Raw genomic sequence first — 21059 nt, 5'->3', positions numbered from 1 at the left:
AGGCACCTACCATGAGAATGAAACTATTCTCCGCTGCAACCATGGAAGAAGCCATGGAACAAATGCGAGCAGAACTAGGTTCCGACGCGGTGGTCCTTTCCACTCGCAATGAACCTGGTTGTGTCGAAGTTCGAGCTGCCGTAGAACGCGCACCGAATGCTAGATTTGCAACTCCAATTTTCTCTGAATCACGTCCCACCTTTGACAACACAACTCGCGATCGAATTCGTGATGTCATGAACTGGCATGGTGCCCCAAGCGGATTTGCCGACATAGTCACAAGCGCAGGCCTAAAATTGATGGGCAATACTGCAGACGCTGGCCCAGCAATGGCAGCCGGCCTTGAAGGCGTGTTATCCTTTTCACCAATCCATTCGGATACTCGCAAGTCTATCTTACTCGTAGGGCCTCCAGGGTCAGGAAAAACATCTACTGCCGCCAAATTAGCTGCAGTGACACGTAAATCACCTCTAGGACTAAGAGCTGCTTCTGCAGACTTTGACACTTCTGGTGGTCACGCGAGATTATCAGCTTATGTCGGAAGACCTGATGTCGGGCTATTTAAGTCACCTGAAGCGCTTCAAAAATTCCTAGCTGCAAGAACGCCTTCTGAACGTAAACTGGTTGTGGATGGCCCTGCATTTAACCCAACAAATGCAAAAGACATGGCCCGCCTTCGTAACCTTCTTTACAATATTGACGTTGAACCAGTGCTGGTAATGTCAGCAGAAGGACATCCCGAAGACCTTGAGGATAACGCACGAGCTTTCTCAAGTGTTGGTGTTAGAAGGGCAATTTTAACTAAATTGGATGTAGTAAGACGTAGAGGTGGTGCTTTTGCTGCAATTTCTTCGTCGCGGTTAAGCATCGCTCAACTAAGTTTGACGCATTCTATATCTAATGGGCTAATTCCAGCGACGCCATTGCGTATTGCAAGACTGTTACTAGAAACCGCCCCAGACAATGGATCAGGATCTAACATGTCATATAGAGGAGCAGCATAATGTCGTTCTCTGGCAAAAATTCAGGACAGATGTCCTCAGGGCCGCGTATCACGCCGGCTCAGATTCTGGCTGTTGCATCAGGCAAAGGTGGAGTCGGTAAAACTTGGCTCTCCACAACACTCGCCGCTTCATTCGCTAAAGCTGGGAAAAGAACTCTTCTCATTGATGGTGATCTTGGATGTGCGAACGTAGATGTTCAATTGGGTATCGCACCAGATACTGACCTCGCCGCAGTTATGGCTGGATGGGTTGAACTGGATGACGCTGTCACCCCTGTAAATGGCGGCGCTAGCGCTCAAGGTGGATTTGACGTTCTACCAGGACGCTCCGGATCAGGTGCTCTCGCAGAATTACCCAAAGAAGACGCTTCACGTCTTGCTGCGGGTCTAACAACTTTGGCCATGCAGTATGATATGGTTTTAGTCGACCTAGCTGCTGGTATTGATGCAAACGTTATGCGTTTGGCAAGAGCTGCTGATCGAGCTTTGGTTGTGGCAAATGATGAACCTACTTCAATGACTGATGCATATGCCTTTATCAAAGTTCTTCGCGGATACGCGCCAAGCGTAGCACCTTGGATCGCAGTGAATATGGCAGATACACGCGTCGCAGGTCGTCGTACATATGAAGCGCTCGCAAGAGCAAGCCAGACATTCTTAGGGTTCCGCCCTCCTCTTGCTGGAATTGTACTACGAGATTCTAAAGTTCGTGAAGCAATACGCACCCAGAAAACACTGCCTTCAATCTACCCAGAAGCGCAAGCTGCTGTTGATGCGGAACAAATCGCTGAAGCCATTTTACGTGGCGGTGTCGATTCAATTGCCGAAGCAAGCTAATAAAAGATACATTCTATAGAGAAAAGCCGCTCATCAATTGGGCGGCTTTTTTTGTGTCGTTGTAAGCCAAGCCCATGATAATTCCTTAAAATAATGGTAAAGAAGATTTACTTAATTGCACTGCGTAAATACGCCATGAATTTAATCATACCAGTGTACTCTCTTTTGCATAACAGGAGAGTACGCAGTGTTTTCGAGATTTTTATCTCATTTTCATATCAATCCGAACGAGCCAGAACTTAACCGTGCTCGCTATGATGCTATTAAAACACAATTACCGCTAAACTATTTCCTAGTGAGTTTAGCTAGCTTAGGTATGTGTATCGCCTATCACGACCTAATTCCGGCCTATCTTTTGTACCCAGTTCCTGCAGTATTATTTGCAGTTAGCTTAGCTAGATTACCTCAAGCATTGCCGAATAGAGCTGTCGCTCTAAACGATGCACAAGTCATCAAACGATTGAAAATGTCGGTGATGATTTCACCTATCTTTGCGCTCTTCATTTTTTGTTGGAACGTGATGTTGTTTGAAAATGGTGATGCGGCTTTACGAGGATTAGTCGTCTTTTTTGCTGGCGTCACTGTTATTGGTGGAGCGATGACTTTACTGGCGGTTCCACAGGCAGCCAAGGCAATGCTCCTCACGACAATGCCGACAACAATCATCTATCTCCTGTTCAAGTTCGATCCAATTTACGCCATATCGGCATTAAATTTATTCTTTGTCGCATCAGTCTTGCACATAGCAGTTTTAAGCAATGCGAAGAGTCAATCTGACATTGTCTCACACCAAAAAGCTCTATTAGGCCAAAGCCAAAGAATGGCTCAACTAAATGCCGAAACGCTCAGGCTCGCCAATACAGACCCCCTCACCAAATTGCCCAATAGACGAAGTTTCTTTCAAACACTCGATGACACAATCGAAGATTATAGCGAAGATGACAGTGAGTTTGTTCTCGCCCTCCTAGATCTAGACGGCTTCAAACCCGTAAATGATGTTTTCGGCCATGCAGCAGGTGATCACCTCTTAGTCTCGACAGCCAAACGCCTCACTCATCGCCTAGGAACTAATGTAATCGTGGGTCGATTGGGAGGAGATGAATTTGGACTTCTATTCCTCGACCCGTTAGATGATCTTTCAATGATGAAGATCTGCGAAGATGTTTGTACGATGCTGAGAGACCCCTTCAGATTGGAGGAAGGTATAGCAAACATTGGTGGCACAATTGGCTTGGCCCGTTTCCCACATGCCGGTAGAAATCGTTCAGTCCTGCTTGATAGAGCTGATTATGCTTTATGCTATGCCAAACAACACACTAAAGGAATTCCTGTTTTCTTTTCCGAAGATCATGAAAACACCATCCGCGATGCTGCAGCGCTTGAAAAAGGTTTAACTGAAGCCAACCTAGCAGATGAATTATATGTGGAATTCCAACCAATTGTAGATACACGAGAAAACCGAGTAAAAGGTTTTGAAGCACTAGCGCGCTGGTACAACCCAATCCTTGGGCAAGTTCCACCGAGCGATTTTATTATATCTGCTGAACAATCAGGTAGCATCAGAAGTCTCACAAATATTCTTATGGACCGTGCTCTGGAAGGTATGAAAAATTGGCCTAATGATGTGTATATGGCATTCAATCTTTCTGCAGTTCTTCTTTCTTCTCCATCTAGCATGGAGCATCTTGTAAAGAAAGTTCACAAAGCAGGTATATCACCTAAGCGCATTGTCTTTGAAATCACTGAATCCATGATCATGCAGGATTTTGATCGTGTGATTGAATCTCTACACTACATTCGTAGCGAAGGATTCGCTTTAGCCCTTGATGACTTTGGCACAGGCTATTCAAGCCTAAGTTATGTTCAAAAAATGCCGATCAATCGCCTCAAAATTGATCGCGCTTTTATCAAGGATATGGCTCGCAATAAAGCCGACCTCAATATTGTTAGAACTATCGCAGCTCTATGTAAGAACCTTGATCTTGATTGTGTTGTTGAGGGGGTCGAAACGGAAAGGCAGCTACAACTTGTAGACAAATTGGATCTTCATTTCATACAGGGCTATTATTTCAGTAAACCTTTATCACCAACAGCTGCACAAGCTTTTGCTGAAGTGATGAATGAACCCACTGCCAATAGTTCTGCTAATGCCTCTTAGGCGCGGCGCGTAAGAGCAGCCTCGTCGAGCATTGCTTGCTCTTTCAAAGCCAATTCTTTTCTTTCTTTCTCTTGATATTGAGTAGCAAGGTTTTCTAGCTTCGATTTTTCACGATATGCCGCGATCAATCTTTCTCTTACCTCTTCCATACCTTTTTGAATTTCTGCAATCTGAATATCAATTTGTTCTTGTTGCCATTTTTGACGCTCAATAAATACTGGCATACCACCAAGCAGGTTTAACGCTAAACCGTCTGAAGCCAACGCTTTTTCAACTTCAACTTTTGTAGCAGAGGTCTCTTTTTGAAGGCGCAATTCTTCAATACGGGCCTGCCCTTTAGCTATTTCCACGCCGATAGCATCGATGTTTCTTTGCGCAAGCTTAATAAGAGTAGGCAAGGAGTTCATGATTATATCCTGACGATGAAACTACAAAAACAAGTAAAGAAAAAAGAGAATTTTGAGCTAGTTGCCGCTCAATTGACGCGCAAGTGAAGCTCTGTTCTCACTTCGGCGTTCTCCGCCTTGAGCAGCCATTGCTGCCCCTGCCGCATGAATATGAGGATTGGGTTCTGGCTGCTCAATCCCCATCCCCAACACTTGTGCCAGCATTTCGAAGGTCTCTTCGGCAGGCGCATTATCCCCAACATGTTGTGTAAGAATTTTTTCAATTTCGGGAGATAGCTGAACAGCACGATCAACTTCCGGATCAGCTCCGCGTACATACGCACCAATACGCACCAATTCTTCCATGTCCGAATACAAAGACATCATCTTCCGTGCCTGTCGCGCAATTTCTGCTGTTTCGGGGGAATAAAGATGACTTGCCAATCGCGACAAAGATTTCAACACATCAATGGCAGGATAACGACCACGCTCTGCGATCTTTCTATCCATTACGATATGACCATCCAATATACCACGTACAGCATCAGCAACGGGTTCGTTGTGATCGTCTCCATCCACCAACACAGTGAATAAACCCGTAATCTGCCCTTGTGGCTGACCTGCAGGAACAATCTGCCCTGGTCCTGCTCGCTCTAACAATTTTGGTAACTCTGCAAAAACAGAAGGCGTATACCCTTTGGTTGTCGGCGGTTCACCAGCAGCTAATCCTATTTCACGTTGCGCCATAGCAAACCGCGTGACGGAATCTAAAAGGCACAAAACTTTAAAACCTTGATCCCGAAAATGTTCAGCAACAGACATAGTCATCCAAGCTGCTCGGCGACGCCGAGGGGCTGCTTCATCAGATGTTGCAGAAATGATTACCGATCTGGCAAGCCCTTCCGGTCCAAGAGTATCTTCAACAAACTCTCTCACCTCCCGGCCACGTTCACCGATTAATCCAATAACGACTATATCAGCCTGCGCGTTTCTCGCGAGCATGGACATTAAAGTAGATTTACCGACCCCAGAACCAGCAAACAGCCCCATTCTCTGCCCGACTGCACAAGGCGCAAAGCCATCTAGAGCTCTAACACCTAAAGACATTGGCTCGGACACACGCGCGCGCGAATGCGCTGGAGGAGGCAAAGCCTTAATCTGTCTGGATATTGAACCTTCAGAAAGTGAAGAGCCACCGTCTACTGGTGCTCCAAAAGCGTCGACAACTCGGCCCAACCATGAGTTGGATACCCTTACAACAGCATCAGCTGCAGAAAAACACACAGATGCCCCAGGGCGTAACCCCTCCACATCATCACATGCTAGAAAAACAGCTCTTTCACCTTCAAATCCAACCAGCTCTCCCCGTGGTCCATCCTTTCCACCAAAGCGAGCATATGCTCCAAGACGCAATGCTTCGGCGGGTCCAGTAGCCTCTATCCGCAACCCTTCGATCGCGACCACACGCCCTTCAAACAATTGTTTCTCAAGTGATTTTATATCTTTTATAGCTTGTTGAAGCACAGAACTTTAACCTTCACCGAGTCGTTTTGAGTCAATAGCGTAAACGCTAAATATACTTGTTTTTCTGACTCGGCAGAATGTTCCCATTGCCCTAAGCTAGAGTTAACGCAAGCGATTCTCTGATCAGAATTTGCAGATTATTTTGAAGAATTTTTTCACAACTTTACGTGCCTTAATTAAGGTATCGCAAAGATGTGTGAAGACGCGTTAACCATTCTTAAAGAATTAATATGCTTGATTGTTAATGGTTAATACGTCCATATAGACGAAAGTGATTCGGGAGAGCCTAATGCGGGTCTTGTTGATTGAAGACGATGATGCGGTAGCACGCAGTATCGACCTAATGTTGAAAGCCGCTGGCTTTAACATCTACATCACGGATTTGGGGGAAGAAGGCGTAGACCTTGGTAAGGTATACGAATACGACCTCATTATCCTTGATTTATCTCTACCAGATATTTCTGGTTATGAGGTTCTGAAGCAGCTGCGCATGTCGCGCATCAACACACCTGTGTTGATCTTGTCTGGTAACCCAGACATTGAAGCCAAGGTGAAAACACTTGGTTATGGTGCTGACGACTACCTCACAAAGCCGTTCAATAAAGACGAGCTTATCGCCCGTATTACAGCGATTGTTCGCCGTTCTAAAGGACACGCTGAGAGCGTTATCCGTACAGGCGACATCCTTGTGAACTTGGATGCTAAAACAGTTGAAGTGAAAGGCCAACGCGTTCACTTGACTGGTAAAGAATACCAAATGTTCGAGCTTCTTTCTCTACGCAAGGGTACGACCCTTACAAAAGAGATGTTCCTAAACCACCTGTATGGTGGAATGGACGAGCCAGAACTGAAAATCATCGATGTGTTCATTTGTAAGCTTCGCAAGAAACTACAAAAAGCAACAGGCGGTGACCATTTCATCGAAACAGTCTGGGGCCGTGGTTACGTTCTTCGTGACCCATCACCTCAAGTAGCAGTGGACGCGGCTTAAACCCCTCTTCTGCATCCCCTTATTCTCCCATTTAATTGGGAATGGCTAAGACCGAAAAACTAAACCCGCAAAGCTCATGCTTCGCGGGTTTTTTGTTTACTGGCCCCATCAAGCCTTACACACAGCTCAGATACAGGCTCATTGTTTTACTTTTTACAAAACACGCTCTGAACGCGGGATAGGTTCTTCAAACCAGTTCAGACAGTTCTCAGATCCGCGATCTACGACAAAGTGATCCTTGTGAACCTGCTCATTACCTGTCTTCACCTTCATTGCGCGCATAGGTAATGATGCCGCAAACTTAGCCATTGTGTGAACGGTGCCCATCTTGTCAAAGGATGGATTAGCGTTGAAACGACGTCGTAACATTCCATTGGCGTAGCGTGCACCATGCCTCATCTGACTTGCCAATGTTGTAAACTCTGTCGTGATCGACACATTGAGAGAATTACCATTGTCCACTTTGTGCGGCGAAGAGTGCGGCCAACTTACAAATTCACCGGGCTTCAGATCAATAAATGCAGCGTGATCATCAAACCACTCTTCATATGGCAGCTCTTCGCTATTCTCAGAAAGGATCAACCCCTCATAAGTTTCATCGTCTAGAAATGGAGCTTTATTTGGATAACAGCTAACGCGCTTTTCACCGCTGATGTGCCAAAGAATAACTTCACCCGGATCGGCATGGTAATAAACTTTAGCATTTGGAGAAGAAATCAGGATAGATCCATACACAGAATACGGCTTAAAGCCCGGGATCATCTCGCTAAGATGATCGAACATCTTGTTTTGAACTTTAATGTACTCATCTTCGGTGTTCATGGCATGACGAAGGTTGACCCATAACCGCCCTTCACGAACCGCATCCATGAGTTCTTTGCCGGAAAGTTTTCCTCTGTGACCACCAACCCAAGAATTGGGCTCATGCTTACCATACCCCATGGTAACAATATCTAATTGAGAATCGTCTATGGTATCGATCAATTCGGCCAGAGCATCGTGTGAAAACAAATGCCCTGTATCTGAGTCAGTTAGCAAATTGTGAGCACCGTGAAGAACTTTCTTTCCAAAGTCCTCTGTCTCACCATTTAACCACTTATCTACAATTGCCCCCATAATTCTCTCCAAGAAAATGTAATTCCTGCTTCTTTAAAATCACAAAGATGTTATAAGTCAACAAATTGTCGTTATACTGCTGATAATATTCACTAATTTGGAGTTTTCATGACAAACTCTTCAACTAATAAGCGTTTCTTTGTTGGACTTGAAGGTCTTCGCGGCCTAGCCGCCTGTATGGTTCTTATATTCCATGCAACGTGGACGCACAGCCTACAAGATGTCTCCATTGTACAAAATTCTTGGCTCTTCGTCGATCTGTTTTTTGTTCTATCCGGATTTGTGATTGCCAACAGATACATCGGCAACATGCAAACAAGTGAAGACAAAATAGCTTACGGGATCTCGCGTTTCTTCCGCATTTATCCGCTGCATTTTTTCTATCTTGCGCTTTTCATACTGCTGCATTTTGTGGTTTTAAAGCTATCCGCTTCAGGAATGGTGTCAGGGAAACTTACAGAAACCAACGAACCCTTTTGGACCCAGCTATTCGCAAATATTTTCCTTCTACACTCCACAGGGATAACGCCTAATAATGCGTTTAACCTTCCTTCGTGGAGTATTTCTGCTGAAGCAGTTGCGTACTTTTTCTTCTTCATTGTGTCAGCACTCGGCCTAACAAATAAATACCGACCACTTCTTTGGGCAGCGCTCGGTCTCACTTTTGGTGGCATATTGTTTTCAGTTTCCAAAGTTGACGCGCTAGACTCGTCTTATCAATTCGGTGCCATCCGAGCTATTTTCGGCTTCTCTCTTGGTGTCTCTATGAGAGGGTTGGCTGAACATTTACTAGACTCTCAACTGGTTAAAAGTCATTCAAACAAGTTTAAAGCTGCCCAATATCTTGGGTTACTATTGGTTCTATGGATTTTACACGTAGGTGCTGCAGGCAACCCAATTACTTTCCTAGCGCCATTTATATTTGCTTTTTTCATCACAAGCTTAGCTATCCAAGAAACTAGCGCACTCAACACAGTCCTAACCTCCAAACCATTCCGTTTTCTTGGGGTCGTCTCCTATGGCGTCTACCTAATACACTTGTTGATCATTATCGTTTTAAAAAACGTTGTGGACATTTTGGGACTCGTTCAAGGAGAGGATGGTCTCAATGATGTTGTTTCACCTCTTGTAGGTAATGCCATGGTTGTCATTGTTCTCGTATCTTCACTAATTGGTGCTTGGATCATCAATCAGATCATCGAAAAACCATTCATCAAGTTGGGTAAGAAACTTTCAAAGAAACTTCCCGATGAAGCTCAGCAGGCAGCGCAGGCGTAAGCCTCTTCCAATACAAACGAAAAGGGCTTTCGGTTTAATTGAAAGCCCTTTTAAAATTACCTACTGATCCGCATTGCCAATAGCTTGGTGATCTTTTCATTAAGTTCACGCTGCTCGGCTTTTGCTTTTAGCTTCGTACCGTCTGCAAATTGTGCGTGAAAGCGGACACGCCTTGAGTTTTTGATTGCAGCTGTCGCGGCTACTCCACCAATAATAGAATTAGCCCACGTGACGATCGCTTTTTGCCCCCAGACAAATTCAGGCAACATAAAATTAGCCCCTGCTCCAGGTAATCCTGCCAAGCCAGAAGCTAAAATAGCTTTGGTCCAATCACTGGATTTATCCCACCAACGAATAATAAAACCATCGCGTATTTTCACCGCAATAATATCTTCAGGCCGATAACTCACTGGCTTCATCTTTCCACCATCACCAACATAAAGCTGCATGCCCGAACGTCCAAATTTAGCTTTAGGATGGGGAAGAAAATCACCGCCAGTCACTTCAATTTTCAAACGCACCTCCTGCAGTTGGGCGCGTAGAATACATGAAGATTAAATCAAAACTACGCCTAATTTGCTCGTTTACTGACGAAATGCGTCACCAGCTGCTCTCAACGGATCTCTAATGCCGCTGACATCCCCACTTCCGCTGAGCAAATCTGTGTTTTCTTGCGGATCATTTTCTAAATCGAACAAAGTCTCTACATTTGCCGCTGATACATTTAATTTGTAGCGAGCATCGCGCACTGTCCAGCTACCATCTTCAACTTCTGAATAGATATGGTCGCGTTCGATTGCCCCACTTTGATTAAGCGCACTGACGAAACTGACACTATCATTTTGATTTCCGATTTCACTTCCAGCGAGTTCAGCAATCGTGGAATAAAAATCAACACCATTGATCAATCTCGTTTCCCTTTCTCCAACACGCGATACACCGGCCCCCGATACAATCATTGGCACATTCACACCACCTTGGGTAAGTGAACCTTTTGCACCATTCGGGAAAACCGCTTGATCTCTCACCTGCCCCGGCGTGCCATTGTCACCGATAAACATAATGATTGTATTGTCGCGTTCAGCCGACGGCATAGAGGATAACAACCGACCAATTTCCGTATCCATTGCCTCAATAGCAGCCAAATAATATTCACGCGAATTTGCATTTATATCAGCTGTTGTACCTGACAATGTTCGAGAATGAAGCGAGTTGGGAGGCAAATGAAACGGGGTATGCGGGGCATTATAAGCAAGCCATAAAAACCAAGGGTTTGTTTGATTACCAATCCAATCTATCGCCTGATCGGTAATCTCGGATGTTACATAATTTGTATTGTTCGTAGTCGTTCCATTTAAATTGAAATTCCAACTATAATAATCAGAAACACCACCGCCAATTATTCCAGCGAAATGATCAATCCCAGCATCATTGGGGCCAGATTGTCCGCCACCCAAATGCCATTTTCCAATCAATGCTGAAACATATTCAGCAGTATTTGCATCGCTATCTATCAGCTCGTGAATGATCGTTTCGCTTGTAGGTAATGGATCACCTACCGCCAGCACCCCCGTGTCATTTCCATAAATACCCGTCATCAGGCTTGCACGTGTAGGCGTACAAACAGGGTTGACCCAAAGGTTATCAAACACAATGCCAGAAGCCGCCAGATCATTTAACACGGGCGTAGCAGGATGGTCAGACGAAAGCGAATATTGCGCAGATGAATCTTGCCCCTGATCATCAGAAATTATCAACAATATATTCGGCTTCGTTGCAATTGATGGCGCGAGAACATCAACATTAAAACTATCCGAAACACTACCTCCATTCCCATCATTGGCTGTGATGGTAACTGTCACAAGCCCAACCTGATCGGGCGTTCCACCAAGAACCCCAGCTGAATCAGTGAGCCCATTGGCCGCTGGGGAATATGAGATCGAATAAGTTAGAACGTCACCATCCAGATCATTGAAGGTTTGTCCAGCCTGTGTCGCGTCATAAGAAAATGCAACGCCATTTGTTGCAGTTTGATCAGCATTTGCATTAGCTACAGTCGGTGCACGATTTACTTGCGTAGGGCTTGTTGCTGGCGCAGTGCCCCCTCCTGAGCCTCCACCACCACAATTTGTCAATATAAGTGAGGATGCTAAGACAAGAATTGTGGTGCGCATAAACTTCTCCATCAAATTCGATTGAATCGCCAATCTAGTTTAAACGCACCCAAAAGCCACTTTCCGTCGTCAAATAGCTAACTTTATTATAGTTGCAAAAAGAGGAATAAGCACTTCGAGCAACTTCAAGAACACTTCCAGATAAGTTGCCATTAGAAAGAAACCTTTTTCATTTTCACAAAATACCACCATGCACCAACAGCAATTGTATTGAAAACTAAGGCAGTGATCGCAGTAGGCAAAATAGCGACATCCCCAACTTCACCCCAAAGCATTTTACTCACTACCAGCTTGATCACGCCTCCGAGATTGGCGACGCACAGTCCTGCAATAAAGCTCCGCTTCCAAAGTGCCGTGGCAAGCATCCCCAAAAACAGAACCACCAAAGCTAGCCCCACTCCAAATTCAAAAAGTGACAATGCCTCGAGCATTTGTCTCTCTGCATTCAAAAATTCCACAACATAAGGTTTGGGGTTTGCCGGAGCTGGGAACACAATAGCGCTCAACGGAAAGAACACACCAGCAAGCACAACACCCACCAAACTTCGTTTCCATGCCAATGCACAAAACGCCAAGATTATAAATGGTCGGATATACCAACTCCATTCATTATGGTGTCGTGCCCACATCCAATCAATTAGGTCTGGTGAAAGCTCCACGATGCGTCTCCTTAAATGCTCTTAGAGCGAGCCACTTCAAGCTGGAGACGTTTGACTTCCCGAATAATAGCAAATCTGTTCAAACGAGAATGAAACCATAACTTCATAGCTATTTGCGCTGAATTTGCCATAATCGCGAGAGCCGCCCACATAATTTGATCTTGTAGTTCTGTTGCCTGAAAGAAATTGTAGATCGCCGTAAACAATACTCCCACAAAAACAAATACACCGACCCAAGACATAATGTTCATGCCTGCGCCGGGCCCACTCAAAGATCCAATAGCCTCTTTGTAAAAACTCTCCTCATTCAAGCTTTCATTGATGAAGGCGTCATCTTCTTCGCTGAGAAGGCCTTTTAGTCTTTCGTCAAATTCACTCATTGAGCGTCTCCTTTTTCAGAAATTTCATAGATAGATTTGAGTTTTTCTCGCGCATTGAATAAGCGCGATTTCACAGTTCCCATCGGGATTTTTAGACCAGCTGCAATTTCAGTCAGCTTCATTCCATCGACGTAAAAAAATGTCAGCATTTGTCGATCAGAAGCTGGCAAACTAACTAATGCCTGTTTGAGAGCCAGCTTTTCATCAACGCTCCGCTCTGGAGGAGGATCTGGTTGTTTAGCTAATTCGGTCTGCACATTGCGAAGACGGACATTCCTCTTGATCTGATCAGCGACCCGGCGGCGCACAATAGTGTAGGCCCAAGCACCAAATGCAGCAGGTTCTTTTAAACGGTGAATATCTTTTGCAATCGTCAGTGCTGCATTCTGCATCACATCTTGAGCAACTTCACGATCATTCATATGCCGCAAAGCAAAGCGCATAAGTTTTGGATGCCACCGCTTATAGAGAAGCTCGAATGCTTTTCTATCTCCCTGTATTGCCAAGACGACTTGGTATTCATCAAGCGCACTAAGCAATTTGTTATCTGTGGAATTATCCATCTAAACAACTTTCACTATCCTGTTTGACTATACAGTCAGCAACCGGATGCAAAAGGTTCATTCAAATCAGAATTACATAAAACTGTAAGGCTCAATATCCAGCGAGACACGCACAGAGCTGGAGAGTTTGATACGTTCGCGCCATGAAGACAAATAAGCTGACAAATCTATATTACGGTTTGACCGTATCAATAAACGCCGACGGTGACGCCCTCTTAAAACGGCGATAGGTGCAGGCGCTGGTCCCCAAATATCTACACCATCAACATTCGGTGCGCCGCGTACAAATGTTGCAGCCGCATCATCGGCTGCGAGTGAATTTTCAGCAGACAAGACTACCGCTGCCAATCGCCCATAAGGTGGAAACCCCAAATCTTCACGCGATTGCATTTCAAGTTCCATAAACCAATCACGGTCATTGGCTAAAAGAGCCTGAATACTTGGCGATTCAGCTGAATAGGTCTGAATAATGGCTCGCCCTGGCTTACTCGCACGGCCTGCACGACCAGACACCTGACTGAGCAATTGGAAGGTTCGTTCTCCGGCCCGCAAATCGGACCCCTGTCCACCTTTCAAACCAGAATCGGCATCAACAGCGCCAACAAGTGTTAGGTTTGGAAAGTTATGTCCCTTTGCAGCAATCTGAGTACCAATGAGGATATCAACATCTCCCTGCTCCATCCGAGAGATAATGCCATTCAATTCTTCAGGGTTTCGAGCCGTATCTGATGAAAACACTTCAACTCGCGCGCCCTGAAACAAGCCTCGCACTTCTTCTGCCAACCTTTCAACACCCGGCCCAACGCCCATCAAGGAATCCGCCGCTCCACAATGAGGACAATTGACCGGCTTCTTCATGGAAAAACCAGTCAGATGACACACCAACATGCCGGTATAGCGATGCTCAGTCAGCCAGCTTTCAGTATCAGGTGCCTTTAGACGTTCGCCACATCCTTTACAGATAACAAGCGGGGCATAACCACGTCGGTTAAGATATAATAGAGACTGCTCACCCGCATCCAGATTCTGTTCCAGCGCATCCACGAGTAATGGCGACAACCAGCAATCCTTCTCTGGTGGATTTTCTTTCATATCCGCAAGTAAGATTTCAGGCAGCACGGCCGCACCAGGGCGGGCTAGCAATTTGATGTGCTGATATCGACCTTGATAAGCATTTGCCAGTGTCTCAAGTGATGGGGTCGCCGAGGCCAATACAACAGTGGCGCTGCCTAAATGCGCACGCATAACAGAAAGGTCGCGGCCTTGATACACAGCCCCCTCATCCTGCTTGTATGAGCCATCATGTTCTTCATCTACGATAATCAAACGAAGATTTTGAAATGGCAAAAATAATGCCGATCTGGCACCTACAACAATTCGGGCACGCCCAGCGCCGACTTCCCGCCACACACGGCGGCGCTCTTTCTGCGTTGCGTTGGAATGCCATTCGGCTGGCGCAGCACCAAAGCGATTTTCAAAACGCTCTCTCACCGCTTGAGTCAAAGCAATTTCAGGCAGCAAAACCAATATTTGCGCCGTTGGATCAGAACGTAATGCTTCAGCAATGGCTTCAAAATAAACTTCCGTTTTCCCAGATCCCGTCACCCCGTCCAGCAAAATGGGCTTAAACTCTTTGCTACGAACAGCTTCACATAATGCATCAGCTCCAGCTTGTTGTTCAGCTGTAAGGTCAAAGCCTTTCAATTCCGAATTTGGTTGCCCAAAAGGCTTGTCTATTGGCGCTTCCTGCAGCTCCAATACTCCACAATCAACCAAGCCTTTCACCACACCTGTAGACACATCTGAACGCCGTGCCAGCTCAGCTGAGGTTATCCCTGCATCGGCATTTTCAGGAGCAATATCCAAAACTTTCTGTCTAGCGGGTGTCATGCGTGGCACGTCACCTTCACCGCGATAAACATAGGTTTCGGTGGGAGATGGCTGCAAAGCTTCCTTAGAGCGCAAACACATTGCCAACATGCTACCCATAGGCGTGCAAGTATATTTCGCCGCTCTCTCCACAAAATCGCGCGTGACCTTCGGCATTAAAGGTGCCGCTTCAAGCACCTCCTCAACATATTTGAGTGGACGTTTTGCTGGTCCCTTTTTGATACCCCAGACAACACCTGTCACAGAACGCGGGCCAAGCGGCACAGTCACAAATGAGCCAAGTTCCACCTTCATATCTTCATGCACGCGATAATCAAACGCCTCGGGCAAAGGCATTGAAATAAGCACGCTGGCGATCTGATATTCAGGGCCAAGCTGAAATTCTGTTTCGGGAAAAAGACTCATGCGCCTTTTTCGCCTGCCAACGACACATTCACAAGATGGTTTCTGATATTTCTAACAAGAATAAAGCCGAACGAAACAGCATCCACTTTGAATTAACCTCATCAGGCCAATATCAGCCCTATGGCAGATACATTACCAACCGCAGAGCATAGCTATACACATGCCCCCCGCACAGGGTCTGAAGCCCTCTATGCATTCGTAGAGCATCTCACGCATGAGCGCCGCATGTCGGAGCACACAATTGATGGATATCGCCGCGATGTTGGTAATTTCCTCGGGTTTCTAGTCGAGCATTTAGGCGGTGAAGCGCATGTGGATGACCTGACCCAACTTGCTCCGTCAGATGTGCGCGCTTGGCTGGCTTTTCGCCGCGCCAATGATGATTTAAAGGCAACATCTATAAGCCGCGCTTTATCGGCTGTACGTGCGTTTTACAAATTCTTGGACCGCCAATTGGATAAACCCAATGCGCGCATTCAAATGGTGAAAGCACCGAAACGTCCACAGCGTTTGCCCCGTCCTGTGACACAAGACAGCGCGAAAAACCTGCTTCAAGAAGTGAAAGATCAGGATGTTGAACCTTGGATAGCTGCACGAGATGCTGCGATGATTGCGCTTATGTATGGCGCGGGCCTGCGTATTTCCGAGGCCCTATCCCTCACCGATGCCGACATTCCGGCCAAAGAAGCGCTTAGAATTCAAGGGAAAGGCGATAAGGTACGCCTCGTTCCTTTAATTCCTGCTGTGCGAGATGCCCTAAATGACTATTTTGAGAAACGCCCTTTTCTGCGCGATGAAGATGGACCTTTGTTTCGCGGTGTGAAGGGTAAAAAACTCAATCCGCGCATTATCCAAAAACTGATTGAGAATTTGCGCATTGTGATGGGCATGCCAGAAACAGCCACGCCCCATGCCCTGCGCCACTCATTTGCCACACATCTACTAGCCAATGGTGCTGATCTCAGATCAATTCAGACCCTACTCGGCCACGCTAGTTTGTCATCTACACAAATCTATACGGGTGTTGAAGCCGATAGATTGAAAGCGATACACCAAGCAGCGCACCCCAGAGGATGACGAACCAAAACAACGGTAAACACTGCCCGAACTAACGTTGACGCTGAGTTTTCCACATACAATGTGGTGCAAACGCAACTGCACCTTTCAATAGATCGGTAATGGAATGGCGTGACAACATTCCTTTTTCAATGACGGCGACTGCACCTTCATGAGCAGCTGTCGATCTCAATGACGGCGTCAAACAACCTGTATACAGAATTATAGGGCAGTAATCATGCCTGACGTGAATTTCTCTGATTCGAGTTTCTGACGCCGCACTGGTCGGGAGATTTCTATCAAGAAACACCACATCAGGCGTTTCAACATCATCTAGAAGAAACTCATCTATCTGAGAGTAGTGCTCTAACTCAATCTGAGCGGCATTTGAATTTTCGAACATCGCTTTTAGAAGTCGAAAATCAGTGTTGTCATCCTCGATACAAGCAACTTTTATAACACGAAGTTCTTGATCGGCATTAGTGATCTGCCGAACGGATGTTTCTACAATATCGTCTAAGTCCTCACATGCCTGCATTTTCACTGCTCCGGCTTTGTAATTAAAAACTCATTAACCAAGAATAACTTTCGCTAACATAGATTAACAATTCGTTAAACATATGACTTCAATGACGCAAAAGGTTAACATCGAAGTATTCTTCGCAAAGGAATTTGCTATTTTACTAAAGTACTTCTCACTGCGTAGAAGCTTACCAGTTGCGCGTTTTTTCTGTATCCCCCAATTCCACCACTCCAGCTTGCCGCTCATTAAAGTCCAAACTTGTATTGCGTATGATTGGTTGAAAGTTATATGCAGGGCTGCTCATTCGAGAGGTTGATGCAAAATCAATTTGTCTTAATAAGGCGAAATAATTCGCTCATGAAAATGAACGGTACAGATGTTCTGGTCAAAAGAAAAACGAATGAAAATTAAGCTTTTCAACAAAATCTGGTGGACTTGTGCACACAGGGGCGATTGTGATTCATTTGGTGGCTTTGAGTACAGACAAATAAAACGTATTTGGATTAGAGAGAACTATCCAGAGCCAATAGACGAATTTATCCGCAAACATGCAAATTAACCCCTCCTATAGTTAACTCATATGGATCGAGTTATGTGGACTGTTTTTGCAATACAATAAATTGAAGAGGTCACGGCCTGCACTTCTCTAAAAGCTCCCTCCAAACAAAAAAAAGCCCACTCTTGCGATTAACAAGAATGGGCTGTTTTCGTTTTAATTTGTAATGCTAAATTCTAGCGTGCAAAATCTGGTTTACGACGTGGCTTGTTTCCACTTGGTTTTTTAGGAGAACTGAAGCCACCATTATTGCGACGGAAATCTAGGCCACCATCAGAACGCGGTCCACGTTTCTTGAAACGGCTTCCGTTTCCACCCTCAGCATTGTTGGAACCATTTCCACCTTTGCTCGGGTAAGACGGTCTCTCTGAACGGCCACGCGCTGGACGACGCTCTTTGTCACCAAACTCTTCTGGACGATTGTTGCCGCCAGATTTTTTATTCCAAGTGCGCTCAGATCCGCGTCCGCCTTCAGAACGCTGCTCTTTTTTACGTTGATCGCCCCATGAGCGACCATCTGCAGCACGTGTTTTATCATAGTTTGTACGAGGCCGCGGGTTCGATCCCTCATAACCACGACCAGCTGGGCGATCACCAGACATACGTTCTTCACGGTTGGGAGGTCTACGATCTCCGCCATCACGACCACCTTGATAGCCGCCACGACCTTCATTACGGCCACCTTCACGACGGCCTTGATAGCCACCGCGCCCCTCATCGCGGCCACCTTCGCGACGTCCTTGATAACCGCCACGGCCTTCATCACGTCCACCTTCACGGCGACCTTGATAACCACCGCGACCTTCATCACGTCCACCTTCACGGCGACCTTGATAACCACCGCGACCTTCATCTCGTCCACCTTCACGGCGACCTTGGTAACCACCGCGGCCTTCATCACGTCCACCTTCACGGCGTCCTTGGTAACCGCCGCGGCCTTCATTGCGACCACCTTCACGGCGGCCCTGATAGCCACCACGGCCTTCATCACGTCCACCTTCACGGCGTCCCTGATAGCCACCTCGACCTTCGTTGCGTCCACCTTCACGACGTCCATCCGACCGGTCATTATCACTACGTTCACGGCGTTGGAATTTGTCATCGCGATTTGGACGGCGACCTTCAGAACGCTCTCCTTCAGGACGTTCACGACGTGCAAAGCGGTCATCTCGTTTAGAACGGTCTGGACGATCCCCGCCCTCCGACCTCTTGAAACGATCCTGACGGCCCTCATAACGCGGCTCTGAATTAGCGTCTGCTTTGAATGGACGATCCTCTGCGGTGTGCTGTTCTTCACGTGGACGACGATCATCACGACCACGGCCACCTCTACCTTCTGAACGACCTCTACCGCCGTCACGGCCACCGCGACCACGGCCACCATCACGACCTCCACGGCCGCCATCTCTGCCACCGCGTCCACCGTCACGACCACCACGACCATTGCGATCGCGTGGGCGTTCTTCTACGTATGGAGTTGCGTTTGCTGTAATTTCATCAGCAAGCTCGATGAAACCTTCCGGCTGCTCTTCTACCGGTATTTTCATACGGATCTGGCGTTGAATATCTAAAAGATATTTCTTCTCATCACGAGATATAAAAGAAATAGCCTTTCCTTCACGCCCTGCTCGCGCAGTACGACCAATACGGTGAACATATTGTTCTGGCACGTTTGGAATTTCATAGTTAAACACGTGAGAAACGCTAGGCACATCAATACCACGTGCCGCAATATCAGTCGCAATAAGAACTTTCAAATCGCCATTGCGGAATGCATTCAAAGCACGCTCACGCTGGGATTGCGTTTTGTTTCCGTGAATGGCTCCACAACGGATACCCGCTTTCATCAACCTGTTTACGACTTTGTCAGCACCATGCTTAGTGCGCGTAAACACGATGGCGCGCTCAACAGTTTCATCTTGCAATTTCACAAGAAGAAGTGGCCCCTTTTGAGCTTGGTTCACGTGTGTCAATGATTGCGTCACACGTTCGGCTGTTGTTGATTCTTGCGCGATCGCAACCTTTTTGGGGTTTGTTAGAAACTGATCAGCAAGCCCAGCCACGTTTGACGGCATAGTCGCAGAGAAGAACAATGTCTGGCGATCTTGCGGCACTGCTTTCGCAATGCGGCGCAATGGGTGAATAAACCCAAGATCAAGCATTTGGTCTGCTTCGTCCAACACAAGCTTTTCTACGTGCGAAAGATCAACAGCTCCTTGTTCCATCAAATCGATCAAACGACCCGGTGTTGCTACTAGGATGTCAGCACCACGCTGAAGATCACGCATTTGCTTACGGATTGGCACACCACCAAAAACTTTAAGAATGCGAAGGGACAAACACTGCCCATACTTCACAAACGCTTCATAGATCTGGCTGGCAAGCTCACGTGTCGGCGCAATGATCAAACAACGCACAGCGCCCGGTGCGGGCATGTCTGGAAGTTTACATAAGTGGTGTAAGAGAGGCAGAGAAAACGCAGCTGTCTTACCTGTACCAGTTTGCGCAATACCAAGAATATCACCGCCCTCAATAACTAGAGGAATAGCTTGCTCTTGAATCGGTGTTGGCTTCTCATAGCCTTCTTTATCCAAAGCTTTCAGGACGGGGCTAGCCAAATCAAAATCAGAAAATGTTGTCACAATCTACTTTCGCATATTTTAAAGCGCAAACATCAATCAGGCCCTCTCTCAGACGAGAAAGGCGCACGGGCGCTCGTTAAAGAGACGACCCGCGTGAAATGGGGCGTTTTGTGAAATATGCGTTTTAAGGGGGCTGGCTCAAGTGCGGATTTCTCCCGCGCGTGCCTCACGCTACCAGTCGACCCATGCGCCTCTATCGCGCATCGCAGCGGGCCATATGCTTGAAATGGGGTCAGAAGTCAAGCGGGATGCAGCTATGATAATATGAAGACCGTCAAATCTTACACGTGTTGATCTATCAGAATCGGGTTTCCATCTGGATCGATAACTATAAAACTTGCCGGGCCAGAAGCATCTTCATCTGCTTCAGTTGCCAATTCGATATTTTCACTTTTCAGCTGTTTCTGAATCTCGCGAACGTCATCAAATTCCGGCAATGTATTTGTATGCTCATCCCATCCGGGATTAAATGTCAGCATGTTTTTATCAAACATACCTTCGAACAGACCAATAATCGTCGTTCCATTCTTTAAAATAAGCCATCCTTGTTCTTGATGTCCCCCAAACACCTCAAAACCTAGCTTCTCATAAAACTCTCTTGAAACCTTCAAATCCTTGACGGTTAAACTAAGAGAGAACAAGCCCAATTTCATGTTTCTCACTCCGTATTTTTACAAATCATACAATTAGAAGCATTCAGATTCAACGTTAGGTGATTTTCATATCTATTCTTGACCTAGAATTACTTCAAAGTTACACGCAGTTCATGACTTACTTTTCGACCACCTCGATCATTTGGAAACCTCTCCTGACATAGGGCGAGGTCGATAAGCACGTCTTGTCGGCTGTGGAACATCCCACGACCGACTAAGAGATGGTTTTTGATAGTTCCGCATCCAATTTTTTCTCTTCCAACGC

18 protein-coding genes are annotated in these 21059 nt (G+C 46.3%); 6 read left to right on the top strand and 12 right to left on the bottom strand.

Translation table 11 applies throughout. The features are described 5' to 3' along the window. The first annotated feature begins 11 nt into the window (after nucleotides 1-11). From F551_RS0102065 to F551_RS0102055, 3 genes are all read left to right on the top strand, one after another. Nucleotides 12-1004, top strand: a complete 993-nt coding sequence (locus F551_RS0102065) for a flagellar biosynthesis protein FlhF (protein WP_018995816.1) — start codon at nucleotides 12-14, stop codon at nucleotides 1002-1004. Next, a complete protein-coding gene (locus F551_RS0102060) occupies nucleotides 1004-1840 on the top strand; it encodes a nucleotide-binding protein (protein ID WP_018995815.1) in 837 nt (278 codons plus the stop codon). Before F551_RS0102065 ends, F551_RS0102060 begins: the two co-directional genes overlap by 1 nt. A 187-nt stretch (nucleotides 1841-2027) precedes the next feature. Continuing rightward, nucleotides 2028-3998, top strand: a complete 1971-nt coding sequence (locus tag F551_RS0102055; protein ID WP_018995814.1) for a putative bifunctional diguanylate cyclase/phosphodiesterase — start codon at nucleotides 2028-2030, stop codon at nucleotides 3996-3998. Here F551_RS0102055 and fliJ read toward each other — a convergent pair. Together fliJ and fliI are read right to left on the bottom strand one after the other, a co-directional pair. After that, on the bottom strand, nucleotides 3995-4405 hold the full coding sequence (gene fliJ, locus F551_RS0102050) for a flagellar export protein FliJ (RefSeq protein WP_018995813.1): 411 nt from the start codon (nucleotides 4403-4405) through the stop codon (nucleotides 3995-3997). The two genes, F551_RS0102055 and fliJ, sit on opposite strands and share 4 nt — an antisense overlap. A gap of 57 nt (nucleotides 4406-4462) precedes the next feature. Next, on the bottom strand, nucleotides 4463-5908 hold the full coding sequence (gene fliI, locus F551_RS0102045) for a flagellar protein export ATPase FliI (RefSeq protein ID WP_018995812.1): 1446 nt from the start codon (nucleotides 5906-5908) through the stop codon (nucleotides 4463-4465). Between the two features lie 289 nt (nucleotides 5909-6197). On the opposite strand from fliI, the gene ctrA reads away from it, so the two are divergent. After that, the gene (gene ctrA / locus F551_RS0102040; RefSeq protein WP_018995811.1) at nucleotides 6198-6899 is read left to right on the top strand and encodes a response regulator transcription factor CtrA; all 702 of its coding nucleotides are present in this window, start codon (nucleotides 6198-6200) and stop codon (nucleotides 6897-6899) included. Between the two features lie 153 nt (nucleotides 6900-7052). Here ctrA and F551_RS16085 read toward each other — a convergent pair whose 3' ends face one another. Further along, complete coding sequence (locus tag F551_RS16085; RefSeq protein ID WP_018995810.1) at nucleotides 7053-8015, bottom strand: hypothetical protein; 963 nt, start codon at nucleotides 8013-8015, stop codon at nucleotides 7053-7055. A gap of 108 nt (nucleotides 8016-8123) precedes the next feature. Between F551_RS16085 and F551_RS0102030 the strand changes: the two genes are divergently transcribed. Next, nucleotides 8124-9293, top strand: a complete 1170-nt coding sequence (locus tag F551_RS0102030) for an acyltransferase family protein (protein WP_018995809.1) — start codon at nucleotides 8124-8126, stop codon at nucleotides 9291-9293. A gap of 56 nt (nucleotides 9294-9349) precedes the next feature. On the opposite strand, the gene F551_RS0102025 is transcribed toward F551_RS0102030, so the two are convergent. The 6 genes from F551_RS0102025 to F551_RS0102000 all read right to left on the bottom strand — a co-directional run bounded on the left by F551_RS0102025 (nucleotide 9350) and on the right by F551_RS0102000 (nucleotide 15364). Continuing rightward, a complete protein-coding gene (locus tag F551_RS0102025; RefSeq protein WP_407636358.1) occupies nucleotides 9350-9814 on the bottom strand; it encodes a hypothetical protein in 465 nt (154 codons plus the stop codon). 63 nt (nucleotides 9815-9877) lie between these two features. Further along, the gene (locus F551_RS16080) at nucleotides 9878-11467 is read right to left on the bottom strand and encodes a sulfatase-like hydrolase/transferase (protein ID WP_018995807.1); all 1590 of its coding nucleotides are present in this window, start codon (nucleotides 11465-11467) and stop codon (nucleotides 9878-9880) included. Between the two features lie 152 nt (nucleotides 11468-11619). Next, nucleotides 11620-12126: a hypothetical protein gene (locus F551_RS0102015; protein ID WP_018995806.1), complete on the bottom strand. Its 507-nt coding sequence runs from the start codon at nucleotides 12124-12126 to the stop codon at nucleotides 11620-11622. 11 nt (nucleotides 12127-12137) lie between these two features. Beyond that, nucleotides 12138-12506: a DUF6768 family protein gene (locus F551_RS17015; protein WP_018995805.1), complete on the bottom strand. Its 369-nt coding sequence runs from the start codon at nucleotides 12504-12506 to the stop codon at nucleotides 12138-12140. After that, entirely contained in the window at nucleotides 12503-13069 is a 567-nt protein-coding gene (locus F551_RS0102005; RefSeq protein WP_018995804.1) for an RNA polymerase sigma factor, read from the bottom strand. The genes F551_RS17015 and F551_RS0102005 overlap by 4 nt, the downstream gene beginning before the upstream one ends. A gap of 72 nt (nucleotides 13070-13141) precedes the next feature. After that, complete coding sequence (locus tag F551_RS0102000) at nucleotides 13142-15364, bottom strand: primosomal protein N' (RefSeq protein ID WP_018995803.1); 2223 nt, start codon at nucleotides 15362-15364, stop codon at nucleotides 13142-13144. Between the two features lie 120 nt (nucleotides 15365-15484). Between F551_RS0102000 and F551_RS0101990 the strand changes: the two genes are divergently transcribed. Then, the gene (locus F551_RS0101990; protein ID WP_018995801.1) at nucleotides 15485-16441 is read left to right on the top strand and encodes a tyrosine recombinase XerC; all 957 of its coding nucleotides are present in this window, start codon (nucleotides 15485-15487) and stop codon (nucleotides 16439-16441) included. A gap of 31 nt (nucleotides 16442-16472) precedes the next feature. Here the strand turns inward: F551_RS0101990 and F551_RS0101985 are convergent, their stop codons facing one another. From F551_RS0101985 to F551_RS0101970, 3 genes are all read right to left on the bottom strand, one after another. Continuing rightward, nucleotides 16473-16958, bottom strand: a complete 486-nt coding sequence (locus F551_RS0101985) for a response regulator (protein WP_018995800.1) — start codon at nucleotides 16956-16958, stop codon at nucleotides 16473-16475. 717 nt (nucleotides 16959-17675) lie between these two features. Next, nucleotides 17676-20141, bottom strand: coding sequence for a DEAD/DEAH box helicase (locus tag F551_RS17555; protein ID WP_018995798.1), 2466 nt, complete (start codon nucleotides 20139-20141; stop codon nucleotides 17676-17678). Nucleotides 20142-20422: 281 nt separating this feature from the next. Further along, nucleotides 20423-20794, bottom strand: a complete 372-nt coding sequence (locus F551_RS0101970; protein WP_018995797.1) for a VOC family protein — start codon at nucleotides 20792-20794, stop codon at nucleotides 20423-20425. Between the last annotated feature and the right edge of the window lie 265 nt (nucleotides 20795-21059).

The organism is Hirschia maritima DSM 19733, assembly GCF_000378345.1.
Lineage (GTDB): Bacteria > Pseudomonadota > Alphaproteobacteria > Caulobacterales > Hyphomonadaceae > Hirschia > Hirschia maritima.
The sequence above is the reverse complement of the archived record's forward strand: the minus strand, read 5'-3'. Positions and strand labels throughout refer to the sequence as shown.

Bases quoted from the DNA above. Each gene is read 5' to 3' on its own strand.
- F551_RS0101985 (WP_018995800.1), bottom strand. From the start codon at position 16,958: ATGCAGGCATGTGAGGACTTAGACGATATTGTAGAAACATCCGTTCGG.
- F551_RS16085 (WP_018995810.1), bottom strand. From the start codon at position 8,015: ATGGGGGCAATTGTAGATAAGTGGTTAAATGGTGAGACAGAGGACTTT.
- F551_RS0102005 (WP_018995804.1), bottom strand. From the start codon at position 13,069: ATGGATAATTCCACAGATAACAAATTGCTTAGTGCGCTTGATGAATAC.
- F551_RS0102060 (WP_018995815.1), top strand. From the start codon at position 1,004: ATGTCGTTCTCTGGCAAAAATTCAGGACAGATGTCCTCAGGGCCGCGT.
- F551_RS17015 (WP_018995805.1), bottom strand. From the start codon at position 12,506: ATGAGTGAATTTGACGAAAGACTAAAAGGCCTTCTCAGCGAAGAAGAT.
- F551_RS0102000 (WP_018995803.1), bottom strand. From the start codon at position 15,364: ATGAGTCTTTTTCCCGAAACAGAATTTCAGCTTGGCCCTGAATATCAG.
- F551_RS0102030 (WP_018995809.1), top strand. From the start codon at position 8,124: ATGACAAACTCTTCAACTAATAAGCGTTTCTTTGTTGGACTTGAAGGT.
- F551_RS16080 (WP_018995807.1), bottom strand. From the start codon at position 11,467: ATGCGCACCACAATTCTTGTCTTAGCATCCTCACTTATATTGACAAAT.
- ctrA (WP_018995811.1), top strand. From the start codon at position 6,198: ATGCGGGTCTTGTTGATTGAAGACGATGATGCGGTAGCACGCAGTATC.
- F551_RS0101970 (WP_018995797.1), bottom strand. From the start codon at position 20,794: ATGAAATTGGGCTTGTTCTCTCTTAGTTTAACCGTCAAGGATTTGAAG.
- F551_RS0101990 (WP_018995801.1), top strand. From the start codon at position 15,485: ATGGCAGATACATTACCAACCGCAGAGCATAGCTATACACATGCCCCC.
- fliJ (WP_018995813.1), bottom strand. From the start codon at position 4,405: ATGAACTCCTTGCCTACTCTTATTAAGCTTGCGCAAAGAAACATCGAT.
- F551_RS0102065 (WP_018995816.1), top strand. From the start codon at position 12: ATGAGAATGAAACTATTCTCCGCTGCAACCATGGAAGAAGCCATGGAA.